Annotated in this window: 12 protein-coding genes; 3 read left to right on the top strand and 9 right to left on the bottom strand. The window is 64.7% G+C overall.

Going from position 1 to position 15,626, the window contains the following annotated elements; translation table 11 throughout:
* Positions 1-811: 811 nt before the first annotated feature.
* The 6 genes from xerD to DSM100685_RS10310 form a co-directional block, all read right to left on the bottom strand.
* Positions 812-1,741, bottom strand: a complete 930-nt coding sequence (gene xerD, locus DSM100685_RS10335; RefSeq protein ID WP_152351257.1) for a site-specific tyrosine recombinase XerD — start codon at positions 1,739-1,741, stop codon at positions 812-814.
* Between the two features lie 436 nt (positions 1,742-2,177).
* Positions 2,178-2,561 (bottom strand): 50S ribosomal protein L20, encoded by a 384-nt coding sequence (rplT, locus tag DSM100685_RS10330; RefSeq protein WP_152351256.1) that lies wholly within the window; start codon positions 2,559-2,561, stop codon positions 2,178-2,180.
* Between the two features lie 54 nt (positions 2,562-2,615).
* Positions 2,616-2,810, bottom strand: a complete 195-nt coding sequence (gene rpmI, locus DSM100685_RS10325; protein WP_152351255.1) for a 50S ribosomal protein L35 — start codon at positions 2,808-2,810, stop codon at positions 2,616-2,618.
* Positions 2,791-3,540, bottom strand: a complete 750-nt coding sequence (gene infC, locus DSM100685_RS10320; protein WP_152351254.1) for a translation initiation factor IF-3 — start codon at positions 3,538-3,540, stop codon at positions 2,791-2,793. Before infC ends, rpmI begins: the two co-directional genes overlap by 20 nt.
* Before the next feature lie 282 nt (positions 3,541-3,822).
* Positions 3,823-4,650, bottom strand: coding sequence for a sulfite exporter TauE/SafE family protein (locus DSM100685_RS10315; RefSeq protein WP_152351253.1), 828 nt, complete (start codon positions 4,648-4,650; stop codon positions 3,823-3,825).
* A 404-nt stretch (positions 4,651-5,054) separates the two neighbouring features.
* Positions 5,055-6,710, bottom strand: coding sequence for a spermidine synthase (locus DSM100685_RS10310; protein WP_170285005.1), 1,656 nt, complete (start codon positions 6,708-6,710; stop codon positions 5,055-5,057).
* 762 nt (positions 6,711-7,472) lie between these two features.
* Here DSM100685_RS10310 and DSM100685_RS10305 point away from each other — a divergent pair.
* The 3 genes from DSM100685_RS10305 to ybaK all read left to right on the top strand — a co-directional run bounded on the left by DSM100685_RS10305 (position 7,473) and on the right by ybaK (position 10,162).
* Positions 7,473-8,294 carry a thiamine diphosphokinase gene (locus DSM100685_RS10305; protein ID WP_152351252.1) on the top strand — a complete coding sequence of 274 codons (822 nt, stop codon included), beginning with the start codon at positions 7,473-7,475 and terminating at the stop codon, positions 8,292-8,294.
* Between the two features lie 114 nt (positions 8,295-8,408).
* Complete coding sequence (gene gap / locus DSM100685_RS10300) at positions 8,409-9,464, top strand: type I glyceraldehyde-3-phosphate dehydrogenase (RefSeq protein WP_152351251.1); 1,056 nt, start codon at positions 8,409-8,411, stop codon at positions 9,462-9,464.
* Positions 9,465-9,649: 185 nt separating this feature from the next.
* Positions 9,650-10,162, top strand: a complete 513-nt coding sequence (gene ybaK, locus DSM100685_RS10295) for a Cys-tRNA(Pro) deacylase (RefSeq protein ID WP_152351250.1) — start codon at positions 9,650-9,652, stop codon at positions 10,160-10,162.
* 149 nt (positions 10,163-10,311) lie between these two features.
* On the opposite strand, the gene DSM100685_RS10290 is transcribed toward ybaK, so the two are convergent.
* The 3 genes from DSM100685_RS10290 to DSM100685_RS10280 form a co-directional block, all read right to left on the bottom strand.
* Positions 10,312-11,631, bottom strand: coding sequence for an ABC transporter substrate-binding protein (locus tag DSM100685_RS10290; protein WP_152351249.1), 1,320 nt, complete (start codon positions 11,629-11,631; stop codon positions 10,312-10,314).
* 463 nt (positions 11,632-12,094) lie between these two features.
* Positions 12,095-13,420 carry an ABC transporter substrate-binding protein gene (locus DSM100685_RS10285; RefSeq protein ID WP_152351248.1) on the bottom strand — a complete coding sequence of 442 codons (1,326 nt, stop codon included), beginning with the start codon at positions 13,418-13,420 and terminating at the stop codon, positions 12,095-12,097.
* A 421-nt stretch (positions 13,421-13,841) separates the two neighbouring features.
* Positions 13,842-15,152 carry an ABC transporter substrate-binding protein gene (locus DSM100685_RS10280; RefSeq protein ID WP_163201145.1) on the bottom strand — a complete coding sequence of 437 codons (1,311 nt, stop codon included), beginning with the start codon at positions 15,150-15,152 and terminating at the stop codon, positions 13,842-13,844.
* Positions 15,153-15,626 lie beyond the last annotated feature (474 nt).

The following is a 15,626-nucleotide window of genomic DNA, read 5'->3' as shown; positions in this document are numbered from 1 at the left end:
CCAGTATAGGATCGCGCCTGCCGACGGCATCCGGGGAATGACCGGCAACGTCCGACAACCACCGACAACGGAAAGCCGATTTTTGGAGGCGGTTCCGTGGAATCCCGCCGATCGCCGACCCGGCATGTCCATTCCGTTGCCATGACGGCGTCGGGCAGCGCACTGCATCGGCAACGGAAGGCCGATTTTTTTGGGCCGGCCGGCGGAATTCCACTAATCGCCGCCCGAATAGGCCGTTCCGTTGTCCAATCGGATCCGCAGAGCTCACCGCTGACCACGGAAGACCAATATTCCGAAGCCAAACCGCACCATTTCGCCGATCGACCCGACAATATGCCCATTCCGCGGTTGGAACGGATTCGCGGACCACGGCATGCCGACCACGGAAGGCCGGCATTCCGAAATCAAACCCCGGAATTCCGCCAATCGTCCTGCAAATAGACCCATTCCGTGGTCCAATCGGATTCGCGGGGCTCCCCGCTGACCACGGAAGACCAATATTCCGAAGCCAAACCGCACCATTTCGCCGATCGACCCGACAATATGTCCGTTCCGTGGTTAGAACGGATTCGCGGACCTTGACATGCCGACCACGGAAAGTCGACATTCCGAAATCAAACCCCGGAATTCCGCCAATCGTCCTGCAAATAGACCCGTTCCGTGGTCAAGACAAGCCCAACCAAGTCAAACCCAACCAAGTCCAACCAAGCCAAACCCAAATCAAACCAAGCTCAACCAAACCGGGCTCAACCAAACCGGGCTGAGTCAAACCAGATCAGCCGGCCCCGGCCATCCCTAGCCGGCCCATCGCTCACCGCGCCCGCGGATGGCTGGTCAGATACGTTTCGATGAGGTTCTCCGGACTCACGTGCGTGTAGATCTGCGTGGTGGTCACGCTCGCATGCCCGAGCAGCTCCTGCACCGAGCGCACGTCCGCGCCGCCCTGGATGAGGTGCGTGGCGAACGAGTGCCGCAGGGTGTGCGGATGCAGGGACTTCGTGATGTGCGCCCGCGCGCAGGCCGCCTTGATGATCTCCCACACCGACTGGCGCGACAGCCGCCGACCGCGCTTGTTGAGGAAGACCGCCCGCCGCTCCGGCACCGGTCCCCTGCCCTGACGCTCCAGCGCGGGACGGCCCATGTTGAGGTACCGCCGCATGGCCTCGCACGCATAGGACCCGAACGGGACGAGCCGCTGCTTGGAGCCCTTGCCCATGAGCCGGGCCACGCGCTCGTCCAGATCGACGTCGTCCAGATTCGCGCCGACCGCCTCGGACACGCGCGCGCCGGTCGCATACATGAATTCGAGCAGCGCCCGGTCCCTCATGCTCACCGGGTCGGTCCCGTCCCCCACCCCGGCGGCGTTCAGCAGCGCGGACACCTCGTCGATGGTGAGCACGTCGGGCAGCGTGGCGGGTGCCTTGGGGGCCTTGACCGCGGCGGACACGTCGGCCGGGACCGTGCCGTCCGCAACGGCGTATCTGTGGAATTCATGGACCGACGCGAGCCTGCGCGCCTTGGACCGCGCCGATTCGCCGCCCGCGTCGAGCGCGGCCACATAGTCCTCGACGTCCCGCTGGCTCACCTCGTCCAGCCGACGCATGCCGCGCCCCTCCAGCCATTCCGTGTAGCGGCGCAGATCGGATTCGTACGCCTTCACCGTCGCCTTGGCCAGTCCCCGCTCCACGTCGATGTGCGCGAGAAACCGCTCGAGCAGCCCGTCGAATCCGTCGTTGTTCATACCGGCCATCCTATCGCGTGGTTTCCGTGCGGCCTGGCATGACGGCTTCCGCACCTGTTCCGGCGTCGGACGTGCCGCGGATCGCCCGCGGGTTCCGTCCTTCGCCCGCCCTCACCCGCGACGCGTCCGCAACGTCTACAACGCCGGCGCACGGAATGAGCCCCCTGCCATTCCGTGAAATACAATGAACGGCATTCATGTGCGGTTGATCCCCGAAAACCGCATCGCGCCAAGACCGCGTGTTCGATTATGTGCGGGTCCCCGTCGCACGGAATGATCCATCTTCGTTTGCGTGAGCCGAGATCCGGGACACAAGCCGCGTTGCCGCCGCAATCTCTCTCTTTTTCTCCCCCGCATACGCGAAAACCCCGCGCGGTGGCGGGGTTTTCTGCGAATGATCCCGAAGATCAACGGGAAATCAATGGGAAACGGAAGCTCAGGCCTCGACCGGGGCGTTCACGTCCTCCGGCAGGGCGGCCTTGGCGGCCTCCACGATGGTCTTGAAGGCCTCCGGATCGGAGACGGCCAGCTCGGCGAGGGCGCGGCGGTCGAGCTCGATGCCGGCCAGGCGCAGGCCCTGGATGAAGCGGTTGTAGGTGATGCCCTCGGCGCGGACGGCGGCGTTGATGCGCTGGATCCACAGCTTGCGGAAGTCACCCTTGCGGGCCTTGCGGTCGCGGAAGTTGTAGTTAAAGGAGTGGAGCAGCTGCTCCTTGGCCTTGCGGTACAGGCGGGAGCGCTGGCCGCGGTAGCCGGAGGCCCTCTCGAGAACGACGCGACGCTTCTTGTGGGCGTTCACTGCGCGCTTGACACGTGCCATAATCTATTCCTCAGCTTTCTAATGTCTTCGAAGTCTATCGAGTGCGAGCAGTGCTCACTTGTGGAGCATGGCCTTGATGTTCTTCATCTGGGTGGGGGCCAGCAGCTCGTCGCGGGACAGGGCGCGACGCTTGCGGCTGGACTTGTGCTCCAGGTTGTGGCGCATGGCGCTACCGACGTGCATCAGCTTGCCGGTACCAGTGACGCGGACGCGCTTGGAAGCGGCGGAATTACTCTTCATCTTCGGCATTGCTGCCCTCCTTGGTTGTGTTCTTCGTTGCGGAAGTCTGCTTGACGGATGCCTTCGCCTCGGCCGCGGCCTGAGCCTGGGCCTCCTGCTTGGCCGCCAAGCGCGCGGCCTGACGGGCCTGACGCTCGGCGCGGGACTGATCGCCGCGGCGACGCTGCTCGGACTGGGTGTGCACCTTCTTGCCCTTGGGCGCAAGCGTCATGATGATGTTGCGGCCCTCCTGCTTCGGCGCGGACTCCACGGTGCCGTACTCCTCGACCTCGGCCGCCAGACGCTGCAGGAGCTCCACGCCGCCGATCGGGCGGGACTGCTCGCGGCCACGCAGCATGATGGTGACCTTGACCTTGTCGCCGCCGCCGAGGAACCGGACCACATGGCCCTTCTTGACGTCGAAGTCATGCTCGTCGATCTTCAGGCGGAAGCGAATCTCCTTGATCTCGGCCGTGCTCTGGTTGCGGCGAGCCTCACGAGCCTTGATCTTCTCGTTGTACTTGAACTTGCCGTAGTCGATGAGCTTGGCGACCGGGGGCTTCGCATTCGGCGCCACCTCGACCAGGTCGAGGTTCGCCTCCTTGGCCAAGTTCAGCGCGACCGAGGTTGCGATGACCCCCACCTGCTCGCCGTTCGGGCCGATCAGGCGTACTTGGGAGACGCGAATCTCGTCGTTAATCCGTGGTTCGTCGCTGATGATGACTCCATTCCTCGATGCCTTCGTCGCGTCAGTCCCCATCCTGCGTTCGAGGCATGCCGAAATGCATCGCACCACACGGGCGAAGCGATCGTTCGCGCGGAACCGTGAACATGGCGTTCAGGGCCGCGATAGGCCGTTGCCTTGAACCCGAAGCCATAAAAGGCTTCCAGGTGGGAAAATCCGCTTTCTTGATTTCTCAAGCCTGAAGTAGTGTAGCACACCCCCGGACCTGCGCGTGTCGCGGGCGGTCCGGCGGGGTGTTTGACCGGTCAACCGGTCAGCCGACCTGCCGGCCGGTCAACCGACCAGTCAGCCGCCCAATCAGCCGTAGTACCGGAAGCCCAGATACACGGCGAGCACCAGGCCCGCCGCGCACGCGAAGCCGCGCATGATGTTCTCCGGCACGCGGCGCACCACCGCCGGCGCGAGGCGCGAGCCGATCGTCGAGCCGATGAACAGCGCGATCATGGCGGGCCAATGGATCACGCCGGTGGCGATGAACACGATCGTCGCGGAGATGTTGCCGAACCCGCAGCCGATGGTCTTGAGCGCGTTGATCTGCGCGTACGGCCCCACCTTGCCCACGGACAGCACGGCGAGCGTGGCGGTGCCCGAGCCGGCGCCGAAGTAGCCGGAGTAGATGGACAGCAGCGACATGGCCGCGAGCATGATCGGGCTGCGGCCCGGGTCGCGCTTGGAGGGGGCGGGGGCGGGCACCGCGGAGGCGGAAGTTCCGTCCGGCGCGGAAGCCGCGTTCTCCTTCGGCGCCGCGTCCTTCGCGCCCGGCTTCTTCGGTTTGACCAGAATGAGCAGCGCGCTCAGCCCGATGAACGGCGGCACCGAATACTCGAAGAACCGCGCCGGCAGTTTGAGCAGCAGCAGCGCGCCGATCACGCCGCCCGCGAGGCCGATCACCGCGTAAATGACCGCCAGATCCTTGCGCGCGCGCAATTCCGGCCGCGCGCCCAGGCACCCGCCGATGGTGATGCCCACGTTGCCCGCGGTGTTGGTGGCGGAGCTCATCACCGGCGGCACGCCCACCGCCAGCGTGGCGGGGAACGACACCAGCGAGGCGAGTCCCACGCTGTAGCCCACGAAGCCGGCGGCGATGCCGGCGATGATCAGGAATACGAATTGCCAGATGCCCATGGCCACCACGCTAGGCACGTCCGCGGAGGCCGGGCAATCCCGTGCCATCGGTTGCCGCGCGACACGCACGAATCATGCGACGCGCATACCCCACGCGACGCGGGCGGCCCGTATGACTCGCCATCCGCAGGACCATTCCGGCAGGTCCCGCATGGCATAACCGGCCCGCACGGCTGCACAGTCCGCGGACCCGCATGCCCTGCACGGCATGCACAAGTCCGCATGGCCGGCCATCCGCAGAGCCGTCCCCGGCGCGATCGGTCCGTACGGCCGCACGGCCCGCGCGGGACAGGATCATCCCGACGCGACCTGCACGACGCGACTCTCACGGCACGACCCCACACGGCACGACCCTCACGGCAAAACCAGCCAGCCCGGAATGGCTTGCCCCGCGCGTCCGCCGCCTACCGCACGGCCTTGATGAGCCCGCCGATGCCCTCGGTGCGCAGGATCTCGCGGTACGGCCCGGCCTGTTCGGCGATCAGCCCGTCGATGGCCCTCATGCCCAGCACCTCCACGGGCGCCTTGTCGTCGGTCAGCACCGTCGCGTCCGCGCCCGGCTCGGCGACCGGGACGAGGCGGGCGGACACGTCGGCCATGTACCGTTCGAGCGACGTGTCTCCGGTCCGCTCCGCCGTCGTCGCCCGCAGCGCATCGAACGCGGCCGCGGCGTCTTCGCGTCCCGAATCCCCGTCCACGGCCCTGGCGAACAGCTCGCGGTTCGTGGCGCCCGGCACGTCCGCGGTGCGCATGCCGTCCGCGCCGAACACCGAGGCGATGGTGTCCGTGAGCGCCTCGTTGATCGAGCCCTCGCCGTCGGAGATCATGTTCATGTTCACCACCATCACCCCGCCCGGGTTGAGGTGCGCCCGGACCATGCGGAAGAACTCGGCGGAGCTCATCTGGAACGGGATGGTGATGTCCTGATACGCGTCGACCATGATCACGTCGTACGTGTCCTTCGAGGCGGCGAGCCACGCGCGGCCGTCGTACGTGGTCACCGGGATGTCCGCCGGCTCGCCGAAGTACTCCCCCGCGAGTTCGGTGATCTTCCCGTCGATCTCCACGCCGGTCACCTTCATGTCCGGGTAGTAGCGCCTGAGCTGACGGGCGTACGTGCCGGTGCCCATGCCGAGGATCAGCGCCGAATCCGCGTGGTCGGCGAGCGCGGGCGCGGCCAGCGCGGTGTCGTAGTACATGCCGGTCAGGCCGCCGGACTTCATGGTCACCGACTGCACGCCGAACAGCACGTTGGTCGACAGGATCGTGCGGTCCTTCTGGTCCTTGACCTGCAGGTAGTTGTAGATCGACTCGCCCTCGTAGGCGAGGTTCGCCTCCCAGAACGCGAAGCCGCTCATCGGCGAGCACACGGCCGAGACGACGAACGCGACCACGCCCAGGGCGCTCGCGACGAGTTTGGTGCGTGCGGCGACGAAGTAGACGACCGGGATGGCCATGAGCGCGCCGGCGAAGATGAGGAACGTCACGAAGGTGCCCACCGCGGGGATGGTGACGAAGGTGGGCAGGAACGTGCCCAGGATCGAGCCGATGGTGTTGCACGCGGAGAGCCGGCCCACCACGCTCGCGTTGTTCTCCAGCGAGTCGGTGGCGAACTTGTTGAGGCCCGGGGTCACGGTGCCGAGCAGGAACAGCGGCGGCACGAAGATGATCATGCAGGAGACGAACGCCGCCACCACGAGGAAGTTGGTGGAGACGGTCACGATGAGCAGGCCGGAGATGAGGATGATGAGGTACTTGCCCACAAGCGGGATGAGCGCGATCCACGCGGCGGCGATGAGGATGCGGCGGTAGAGGCGGTCCGGGTCGGGGTTGCGGTCGGCCCAGCGCCCGCCGAACACCGCGCCGAGGGCGAGCGCGATCATGATGGTGCCGATGATGATGGTCCATACGATCTGCGAGCTCGAGAAGTACGGCGCGAGCAGGCGTGAGGCGCCGAGCTCCGCGGCCATGACCGCCATGCCGGAGAAGAATTCGGTGACGTACAGGAACACCTTCGACTTGAGGATGGGCCTTTCCTTCGATGCCGCCGCCTTGACCATGATGCGGACCTTTCTCTCGCTCCACGCCGGCCGCCCATGCGGTTCGCCGGGGCGTCACCCGGCCCGGGAGGCCGTCTCCCCGCCGAGCCTACCAGCTACTTGCCCTTCCGAGGGCGGATTTCGAGCCCCGCGGACATCCACTCCGCCTTCCGAGGGCACCTCGTCACGCGCAATCGGGCGGCGGACGCTTTCCGGGCCTCTCAAAACCGCATGATTCCGCCATGTCGGTCCCGCCTGTTCTCACACTGGGTGCCCTCGGAAGGCCAAGTGGATGTCCGCAACCGTCCGAATCCGCCCTCGGAAGGGCAAGTAGGCGGATTTGGACGCGCGCATGCTCCCTTCCCGCGCCCTATTTCCATAGTGTGCAGCGGATTCGCGGGATCGCGAACACCTATCTGCGTTTTGTGCAGCACATCGCTTGCGGCATGGACTCCTTGAGACGGGCTCCACCGGCGTAAAACGGCCCCATTGCGGGAGCGCGCGAGCCGAAACCCGTCGCCGCCGGCAACCATGTGCTGCACAAAACGCAGATAGGTGTTCGCACCGGCCCGAAAGTGCCGCACACTATGCGGATAGCGGCAACCATCCGCATGAGTGGCGAGTGGCCGAAAACGGCCGGTTCCATTGCGCATCCCCCGTTGCGCATTTCCCCGGCCGCTCTCGATTTAAGGTCTTCCCATCCCAAGGGCAATCAGGTGCGCTCCCGCCGCACGCACGCCCCGCATGCCGCCCGTGCAGCCCGACTGTGCGTAGAGTGGACGCATGAGCAACGCAATTTGTGTGATCTTCGGCGCCGGCGAGTACTACCCCGGCCCCGCCAACCGCCCGACCGTGCCCGCAGGGGCGTTCGTGATCGCCGCGGACGGCGGCCTCGACCACGCCCGCGCGTTCGGCGTGGAGCCGGACATGGTGATCGGCGACTTCGACTCGCTCGAGGGCTCGCGTCCCGCGCCCGGCGAGCATACCATCGCGCTGCCCCCGCAGAAGGACGACCCGGACCTGCTCTCCGCGCTCAAGGTCGGCTGGGCGCACGGGTGCCGCGAGTTCCACGTCTACGGCGGACTCGGCGGACGCGTGGACCATTCGATCTCCGGCATCACGCTCATGGCGCTCCTCGCCACGCGCGGGGGCGTCGGGTTCCTGCACGGCGACGGCACGGTGGTCACGGCCATCACGGACGGCGAGCTGGCCTTCCCCGCCAACGACGTGGGGCCCGGGCGCATGGTGTCGGTGTTCTCGCACTCCGACGCGTCCCACGATGTGAACGAGCCCGGTCTCAAATACCAGCTCAAGCACGGCGAGCTCACCAACGTAATGGTGCAGGGCGTGAGCAACGAGTTCCTGCCGGGCGAGCCGTCCGCGATCAGCGTGCGCGAGGGCACGCTCGTCGTGACCTTCCCCGCCGAGGCCCCGAAGCCCAAGATCACGCGGTTCCACGCGTTCGAGGGGGACCTCGGCCCGCTCGACACCGAGGTCTCCTCGATCCTCGCCGCGAGGGCGTCCCGGAGCACACCGCGGAGCGCGCCGCGGGATGGAAAGGCGGGCTCAAACCCTGAGGTGAAAGAGAAGGTGTACGCCGTCTGAAAACATGCCTAACAACGTTGCCGTAAGTACAGGCGGCGCATTACAGTAAGTCATGTTGGTAAACAACGGCCTGACGCCGGAGCGCGCCACGGCCACCCTACAAGGGAGAATTACATGACAGTTAAGATTGGTATCAACGGCTTTGGTCGTATCGGTCGTCTCGCCTTCCGTCGCATCTTCGAGCTGCAGGCTCGCGGCGGCCAGGCCGGCGATATCGAAGTCGCCGCCATCAACGATCTGACCACCCCCTCCATGCTTGCCTACCTGCTGAAGTACGACAGCACCCACGGCACCTTCCGTCACGACGACGGCACCCCGGTCGAGGTCACCTCCACCGACGACGCCATCGTGGTTGATGGCAAGGAGTACAAGGTCTACGCCGAGAAGGACGCCAACAACATCCCGTGGGTCAAGAACGACGGTGTCGAGTACGTGCTCGAGTGCACCGGCTTCTACACCTCCGCCGAGAAGTCCCAGGCCCACATCAACGCCGGCGCCAAGAAGGTCCTCATCTCCGCCCCGGCCAAGGACGACACCACCCCGACCATCGTGTACGGCGTGAACCACGAGACCCTGAAGGCCTCCGACGTGATCGTGTCCGCCGGCTCCTGCACCACCAACTCCATGGCCGCCATGGTCAAGCTGCTGAACGACAAGTTCGGCATCAAGGCCGGCTTCATGACCACCATCCACGCCTACACCGGCACCCAGATGATCCTGGACGGCCCGCGCTTCCCGAAGGCCCGCAACAACCGCGCCGCCGCGATCAACACCATCGCGCACTCCACCGGCGCCGCCAAGGCCATCGGCAAGGTCGTCCCGGAGGTCAACGGCAAACTGCAGGGCCACGCCCAGCGCATCCAGGTCCCGGATGGCTCCGTGACCGAGCTGACCACCGTGCTCGAGAAGAACACCACCAAGGAAGAGATCAACGAGGCCTTCAAGGAGGCCTTCTCCAACACCGAGTACTACGGCTACAACGCTGACGAGATCGTCTCCTCCGACATCATCGGCGACACCCACGGCGGCGTCTTCGATCCGACCCAGACCGACGTCAACACCGTTGACGGCGTGACCATGGCCCGCACGGTCTCCTTCTACGACAACGAGTACGGCTTCACCTGCAACATGATCCGTACCCTGCTGTACTTCGCCGAGATCTCCGAGTGAGCATCTTCGCGTAGGAACGCGTAGCTAGGCCGCAAACCTAGGGTATGAGCGAGGTCCCCGACCGGTTCGTCCGATCGGGGGCCTCGTCGTATGTGCGCGGATTGCCGCATCCGGACGCAATGGACGGCGCGTCCGAGAGCCGGCGCGCGCCCGCAATGGCCATCCCGGACGGTAGAACGGTACGCATGAGCAAGAAATCCAAGCACGACGGCAAGGGCAAGGGCTCCACGCCGGCCACCCTGCAGCTCGAACAGGCGGGCGTGCCGTTCGAGACCTACGAGTACGAGCATTCCAACGACCACATGGACGACGGCTACGGCGTGGAGGCCGCCACCAAGCTCGGCTTCGACGAGCATCAGGTGTTCAAGACCCTCATGGCGGACACGGGTTCCGAGCGCGTGGTGGGCGTGGTGCCCGTCAGCGGCCACATGGATCTGAAGGCGCTGGCCGCCGCGGTGGGCGCGAAGAAGGCCGCCATGGCCGACCCGAAAGTGGCGATGCGCGAGTCCGGCTACGTGGTCGGCGGCATCTCCCCGCTCGGCCAGAAGGTGCGGCACAGGACCGTCCTCGACGAGAGCGCGCTGAAGTACGACCGCATCCTGCTCTCCGGCGGCAAGCGCGGCTTCTCGGTCGGCGTGAACCCGCAGGACCTGCTCAAGGTGCTGGACGCCGTGGCCGCGCCGATCGGCACGTGGTAAGGCCGATGCATCCGCGGCGCCCGCCGCAGCGCACACGGCGGCGCTCGCAAGGCCCGTTGCGCCCATAACGCGATGAGGGGCCGCTCCCCGGACGGATCCGGAGGGCGGCCCCTCATCGTGAAGGAAGGGACTCAGGAAAAGAGTGTGGGTCAGGAGGCGGAATCGATCTCGTTCTGCATTTCCTTGATCATCTGGTTCGCGGCGTCCGTGGAGGACAGGTTGCCGAACGCGACCTGCTGCTCGTAGCGCTGCGTGGTCTTGATGAGCGAGGAGGCGCCGTTCGGGGTGATGTCCGGGGCGTCGCCCTGCTTGTCGGCCTGGGCGGCGTGGAACTCCAGCGCGACCTTCTCACCGCCGGTGGTGGACTTCATGAGCTCCTCGCGCACGGTCTTGTTGGCCGGGATGCCGCGCTCGATGCCGAGCGTCTTGCCGGCGTCGACGTTGTTCACGAGGTAGTCCACGAGCATGGCGGCCTCGGCCGGGTGCTCGGTGCCGGCCGCGATGGACCAGTACATGGACGGCTTGAGGTAGGACCACTTGATGCTGTTGTCGTCGCTCGGCAGCGGGGCGAGGGAGAGGTTCTCGCCGAGGGTCTTCATGTACGTGTTGAACTGGTTGGTGTACACGAAACCGAACGCCTGCTTGCCCTTGGCCATGTCGCTCTGGTCGAAGGAGGTGACGATCTGCTCGGACGTGCGGTCCGGGGAGCCGGTGATGGCGTTCTCGCCGTGCGACCAGTCATAGGCCATCTGCAGGTAGCTGGCCAGGGTCTCGGGCTTGATGGCCATCTTGCCGTCCTTGTACAGGGTGTCGCCGTGCTGGCGGGCCCACAGCTGTAGGCTCATCGGGTTGTTGTTCGGCACGGAGCCGATGACCTCGCCGTTGGACTTCTGCACGACCTCCTTGCACAGAGCCTCGAAGTCGGCCCACGTCCAGGTTTCGGTGTCGGGCAGGGTGACGCCGTACTTGTTGAGCAGGTCGTTGTTGATGGACACGGCCCACATGGTGGAGGCGATCGGCATGGCGTACTGGGCGCCGTCAACCTTGCCGGTGTCCAGAAGGGTCTTATCGATTTCGTCGGACTTGAGGTACTCGCCGAGGCTGTTCATGTCGTAGAGCACGCCCTGCGAGGAGTAGGAGGCGAGGTACTGCTCGTCCATCTGGATCACGTCCGGCATCTCCTTGCCGGCGATCGAGGTGGCGAGCTTGTCCCAGTAGCCGGAGTTGTCGGAGTAGGACATCTCCACGTGGATGTTCGGGTGCAGGGTCTCGAAGCCCTTGACGGCCTCCTCGGTGAGCTTGATGCGGTTGTTGGAGCCCCACCAGTTGAGGGTGATCGTCACGTCGCCGTCGGAGGCCTTGACCTCGGACGAGCCGCCGTCATTGCCCGAGCCGCCGCAGCCCGCAAGGGCCATGGTGACCGCCGCGATGGCGGCAGGGACGGCAATGCGCCAGTTGTTCTTGTGCATGTTTGTTCCTTTCCCCGGCGCCTGCGTTGCATCGTTGCCACGTATGCGCCTCTGTGCGTTCTCACTGCGGAGCGACGTGTGCGACTGTCTTCGTCAATCGTTCCCAGCGATTGATTCCAGTATGGGCGCTCAGTCATCAGATGACCTTTTCCGTTGCCATGATTTGCACGGAAACGTCACAGAACCCGACGTTCGGTTCCGAGGTGTCGATTGACGGCAGCGCCTGATGGTGACGGGTCCACGGTATGCCGTCGTTCTTTCCTCATTGCGACCCTCCCCGTCACGCAAAAAGGCCATTCGTTCCAACCTGCGCGTGCTTTGGCGCAGCTTGGAACGGATGACCTTGAATCGGGGCTTCGGCAGGCCCGATTTGCCGTCATATGGTCCAACCTGCGATTTCGGGGAGCACAGATTGGAACATATGACGGCGACGGGCGGACGGAAAACCAGACCGGCTTGCCGATCAGTCGGCGGAGTCGATGTTGCCCTGCAGCTCCGCGATCATCGCGTTGGCGGCGTCGATCGCGCTCATGCGGCCGAACGCCACCTCCTGCTCATAGCGAGGGGTCATCTTCTGCAGCGTGGACGCGCCGTTCGGCGTGATCGCGGCGGCGGAACCCATGCGGCTCGTTTCGTTCTTGTGGAACTCCATGGCCACCTTGTCGCCGCCGGTCGCGGACTCCATCAACGTGTCGCGGATGGCGTTGTTCGCCGGAATGCCGCGCTCGGTGCCGAGGATCTTGCCGGCGTCCTCGTTGTTGATGAGGAAGTCCACCAGTTCGGCCGCCTCCGCCGGATGCTCGGTTGTGGCGGCGATGGACCAATACTGCGAAGGCTTCAGATACATCCAGTTGGTATTCTGATCATCGCTGGGGATGGCCGCCAACGACAGGTTTTCCGTGCCCAAGGTCTTCATGTAGGAGGAAACCTGGTTGGTAAACGCAAAGCCGAAGGCCTGCTTGCCCTTGGCCATATTGCTCTGTTCCCACGTGCCGGACATCTGCTCGGACATCGTATCCGGGGTGCCCGCGATCTCGTCGCCATGCGTCCAGTCGTAGGCGAGCTGAAGATATTCGGCCAGCGTCTCCGGCTTGATGGAGACCTTGCCATCGGTGTAGAACTCCTCACCATGCTGACGCGCCCACAGCGAAAGGCTCATCGGATTGTTCATGGGAGAAACGCCGACCACCTCGCCGTTGGACTTCTCCACGACCTCCTTGCAGATCTGCTCGAAGTCGTCCCACGACCACTTGTCCGTATCCGGCAGCGTAATGCCCAGCTGATCAAGGATATCGTTGTTCACCACCACCACATAGACCGTGGAGGCGATCGGGGCGGCGTACAGCTTACCCTCGTACTTGCCGGAGTCAAGCAGGGAGGAATCCATGGTATCCGTCTTGAGATAATTGCCGAGACCGCTCATGTCGTACAGCGTTCCCTGCGAGGCATAGGAGGCAAGGTATGCCTCGTCCATCTGCACCACGTCCGGCATCTCCTTGCCCGCAATGGACGTCGCGAGCTTGTCCCAGTAGCCGGAGTTGTCGGAGTACGTGGGCTCAACATGGATGTTCGGATGCAGCTTCTCGAACGCGGCGATCGCATCGGTCGTGAGCTTGACGCGGTTGTTCGACCCCCACCAGTTGAGCGTCAGGGTCACATCGCCCTCGGAGAGCTTGACCTCGGACGAACCACCACCCGCAGCGCCGCAGCCTGAGAGGGCCATGACGGTCGCCGCAATGGCCGCCGGCACCGCAATCCGCCAATTCCTGTTTGAACGTTCCGAAAGCATGGCATTCCTTTCCGTGGATCTCCATGCGCGGCATCCTTACCGCGTCGGCACTCCTGCGTGCCATTTTCCGTTGATCACTTCACAAGCTGAACTCCGGAATGTGGCTCCATTATCTTGCCGGCATGAAGCCGCGATTCATTTCTTTGCCATAATTTGCACGCGAAGCATGCATGGCGGAATCGCCACTTCGCCGTCTTCTCGAATCGGCTTTTCGCATGCAAAAAGGTCATTCGTTCCAACCTGCGCGTGCTTTGACGCAGCTTGGAACGAATGACCTTGAATCGGGGCTTCAACAAGCCCGATTCGCCGTCAAATGTTCCAACCCGCGATTTCGGGGGCGCAGATTGGAACATATGACGGCGACGGGTGGGAGATAGAGCGCGGGCGGCCGAACGGACTGGCGAGCCGCGCGGGCCCGCGATCAGTCGGCGGAGTCGATGTTGCCCTGCAGCTCGGTGATGAGCGCGTTGGCGGCGTCGATGGCGGTCATGCGGCCGAACGCCACCTCCTGCTGGTAGCGCGGCACCATCTTCTGCAGCGTGGACGCGCCGTTCGGGGTGATTTCGGCGGCGGCGCCCATGCGGGAGGCCTCGTTCTTGTGGAACTCCATGGCCACCTTGTCGCCGCCGGTCGCGGACTCGGTCAGCGTCTCGCGGATGGTGTTGTTCGCCGGAATGCCGCGCTCGGTGCCCAGGATCTTGCCGGCATCCTCATTGTTGATGAGGAAGTCGATGAGCTCGGCGGCCTCGGCCGGGTGCTCGGTGGTGGCGGAGATGGACCAGTACTGGCAGGGCTTCAGGTACATCCAGTTCACGTTCTGGTTGTCACTCGGCATGGCCACGAGGGACAGGTTCTCGGTGCCCAGCGTCTTCATGTAGGAGGAGACCTGGTTGGTGTACGCGAAGCCGAAGGCCTGCTTGCCCTTGGCCATGTCGCTCTGCTCCCACGTGCCGGAGATCTGCTCGGACATGTTGTCCGGGGTGCCGGCGATCTCGTCGCCGTGCGTCCAGTCGTAGGCGAGCTGGAGGTACTTGGCCAGCGTCTCGGGCTTGATGGAGACCTTGCCGTTGGTGTACAGCTCCTCGCCGTACTGGCGGGCCCACATCGACAGGCTCATCGGGTTGGACATGGGCGAGATGCCGGTGTACTCGCCGTTGGACTTCTCCACGACCTCCTTGCAGATCTGCTCGAAGTCGTCCCACGACCACTTGTCGGTGTCCGGCAGGGTGATGCCGAGCTTGTTGAGGATGTCGTTGTTGACCACCATCACGTACACGGTGGAGGCGATCGGGGCCGCGTACAGCTTGCCCTCGTACTTGCCGGTGTCGAGCAGGGCGGAGTCCATGGTGTCGGTCTTGAGGTAGTCGCCGAGGTTGCTCATGTCGTACAGGGTGCCCTGCGAGGCGTAGGAGGCGAGATAGGCCTCGTCCATCTGCACCACGTCGGGCATTTCCTTGCCGGCGATCGAGGTGGCGAGCTTGTCCCAGTAGCCGGAGTTGTCGGAGTACGTGGGCTCGATGTGGATGTTCGGATGCAGCTTCTCGAACGCGGCGATCGCATCGGTCGTGAGCTTGACGCGGTTGTTGGAGCCCCACCAGTTGAGCGTCAGGGTGACGTCGCCGTCGGCCGGCTTGACGTCCGCCGTGCCGCCGCCCGCGGAGCCGCAGCCCGCCAGGGCCATGGTGGCCGCCGCGATGGCCGCCGGGACCGCGATTCGCCAATTCCTGTTCATGCGCATGATTGTCCTTTCCTTGCCTTCCATGCGATGCGCGGCGCCTTCACCGCGCGCACTGCCTTGTGCCAATTCCTTCTCCGACCGCCGGCTGTGCGAACCGGTCCGCCGGAATGCGGCTTTATTATGCTTCGGCGAAAATCGCGTCTGTCAATCCTTTGCCACGATTTGCATGATGATATATCAGGGATGATGGCGGCTTCCGGTTCGCTTCCCGTCGTCGCTTCCGCTTACTTGCGGGTCGGCCTGACGGGCTTGCCCAACGAATCCGCGCGCCAAAAAGGTCATTCGTTCCAATCTGCGCGCGCTTTGTCGCAGTTTGGAACGAATGGCCTCGAATCGGGGTTCTGTATTGTCTTGGGGCATACTTGACGTATGTCTCGGGGCATTGTTGACACGGTCTCCTGGGGCATGGTTTACATGTGTCCTGGGGCATCGTTGACGCCGGGTATGGGTTTGCGGTACTGGTAGTCG

This window comes from Bifidobacterium avesanii, assembly GCF_009299475.1.
In the GTDB taxonomy this organism is placed as follows: Bacteria; Actinomycetota; Actinomycetes; order Actinomycetales; family Bifidobacteriaceae; genus Bifidobacterium; species Bifidobacterium avesanii.
The sequence above is the reverse complement of the archived record's forward strand: the minus strand, read 5'-3'. Positions and strand labels throughout refer to the sequence as shown.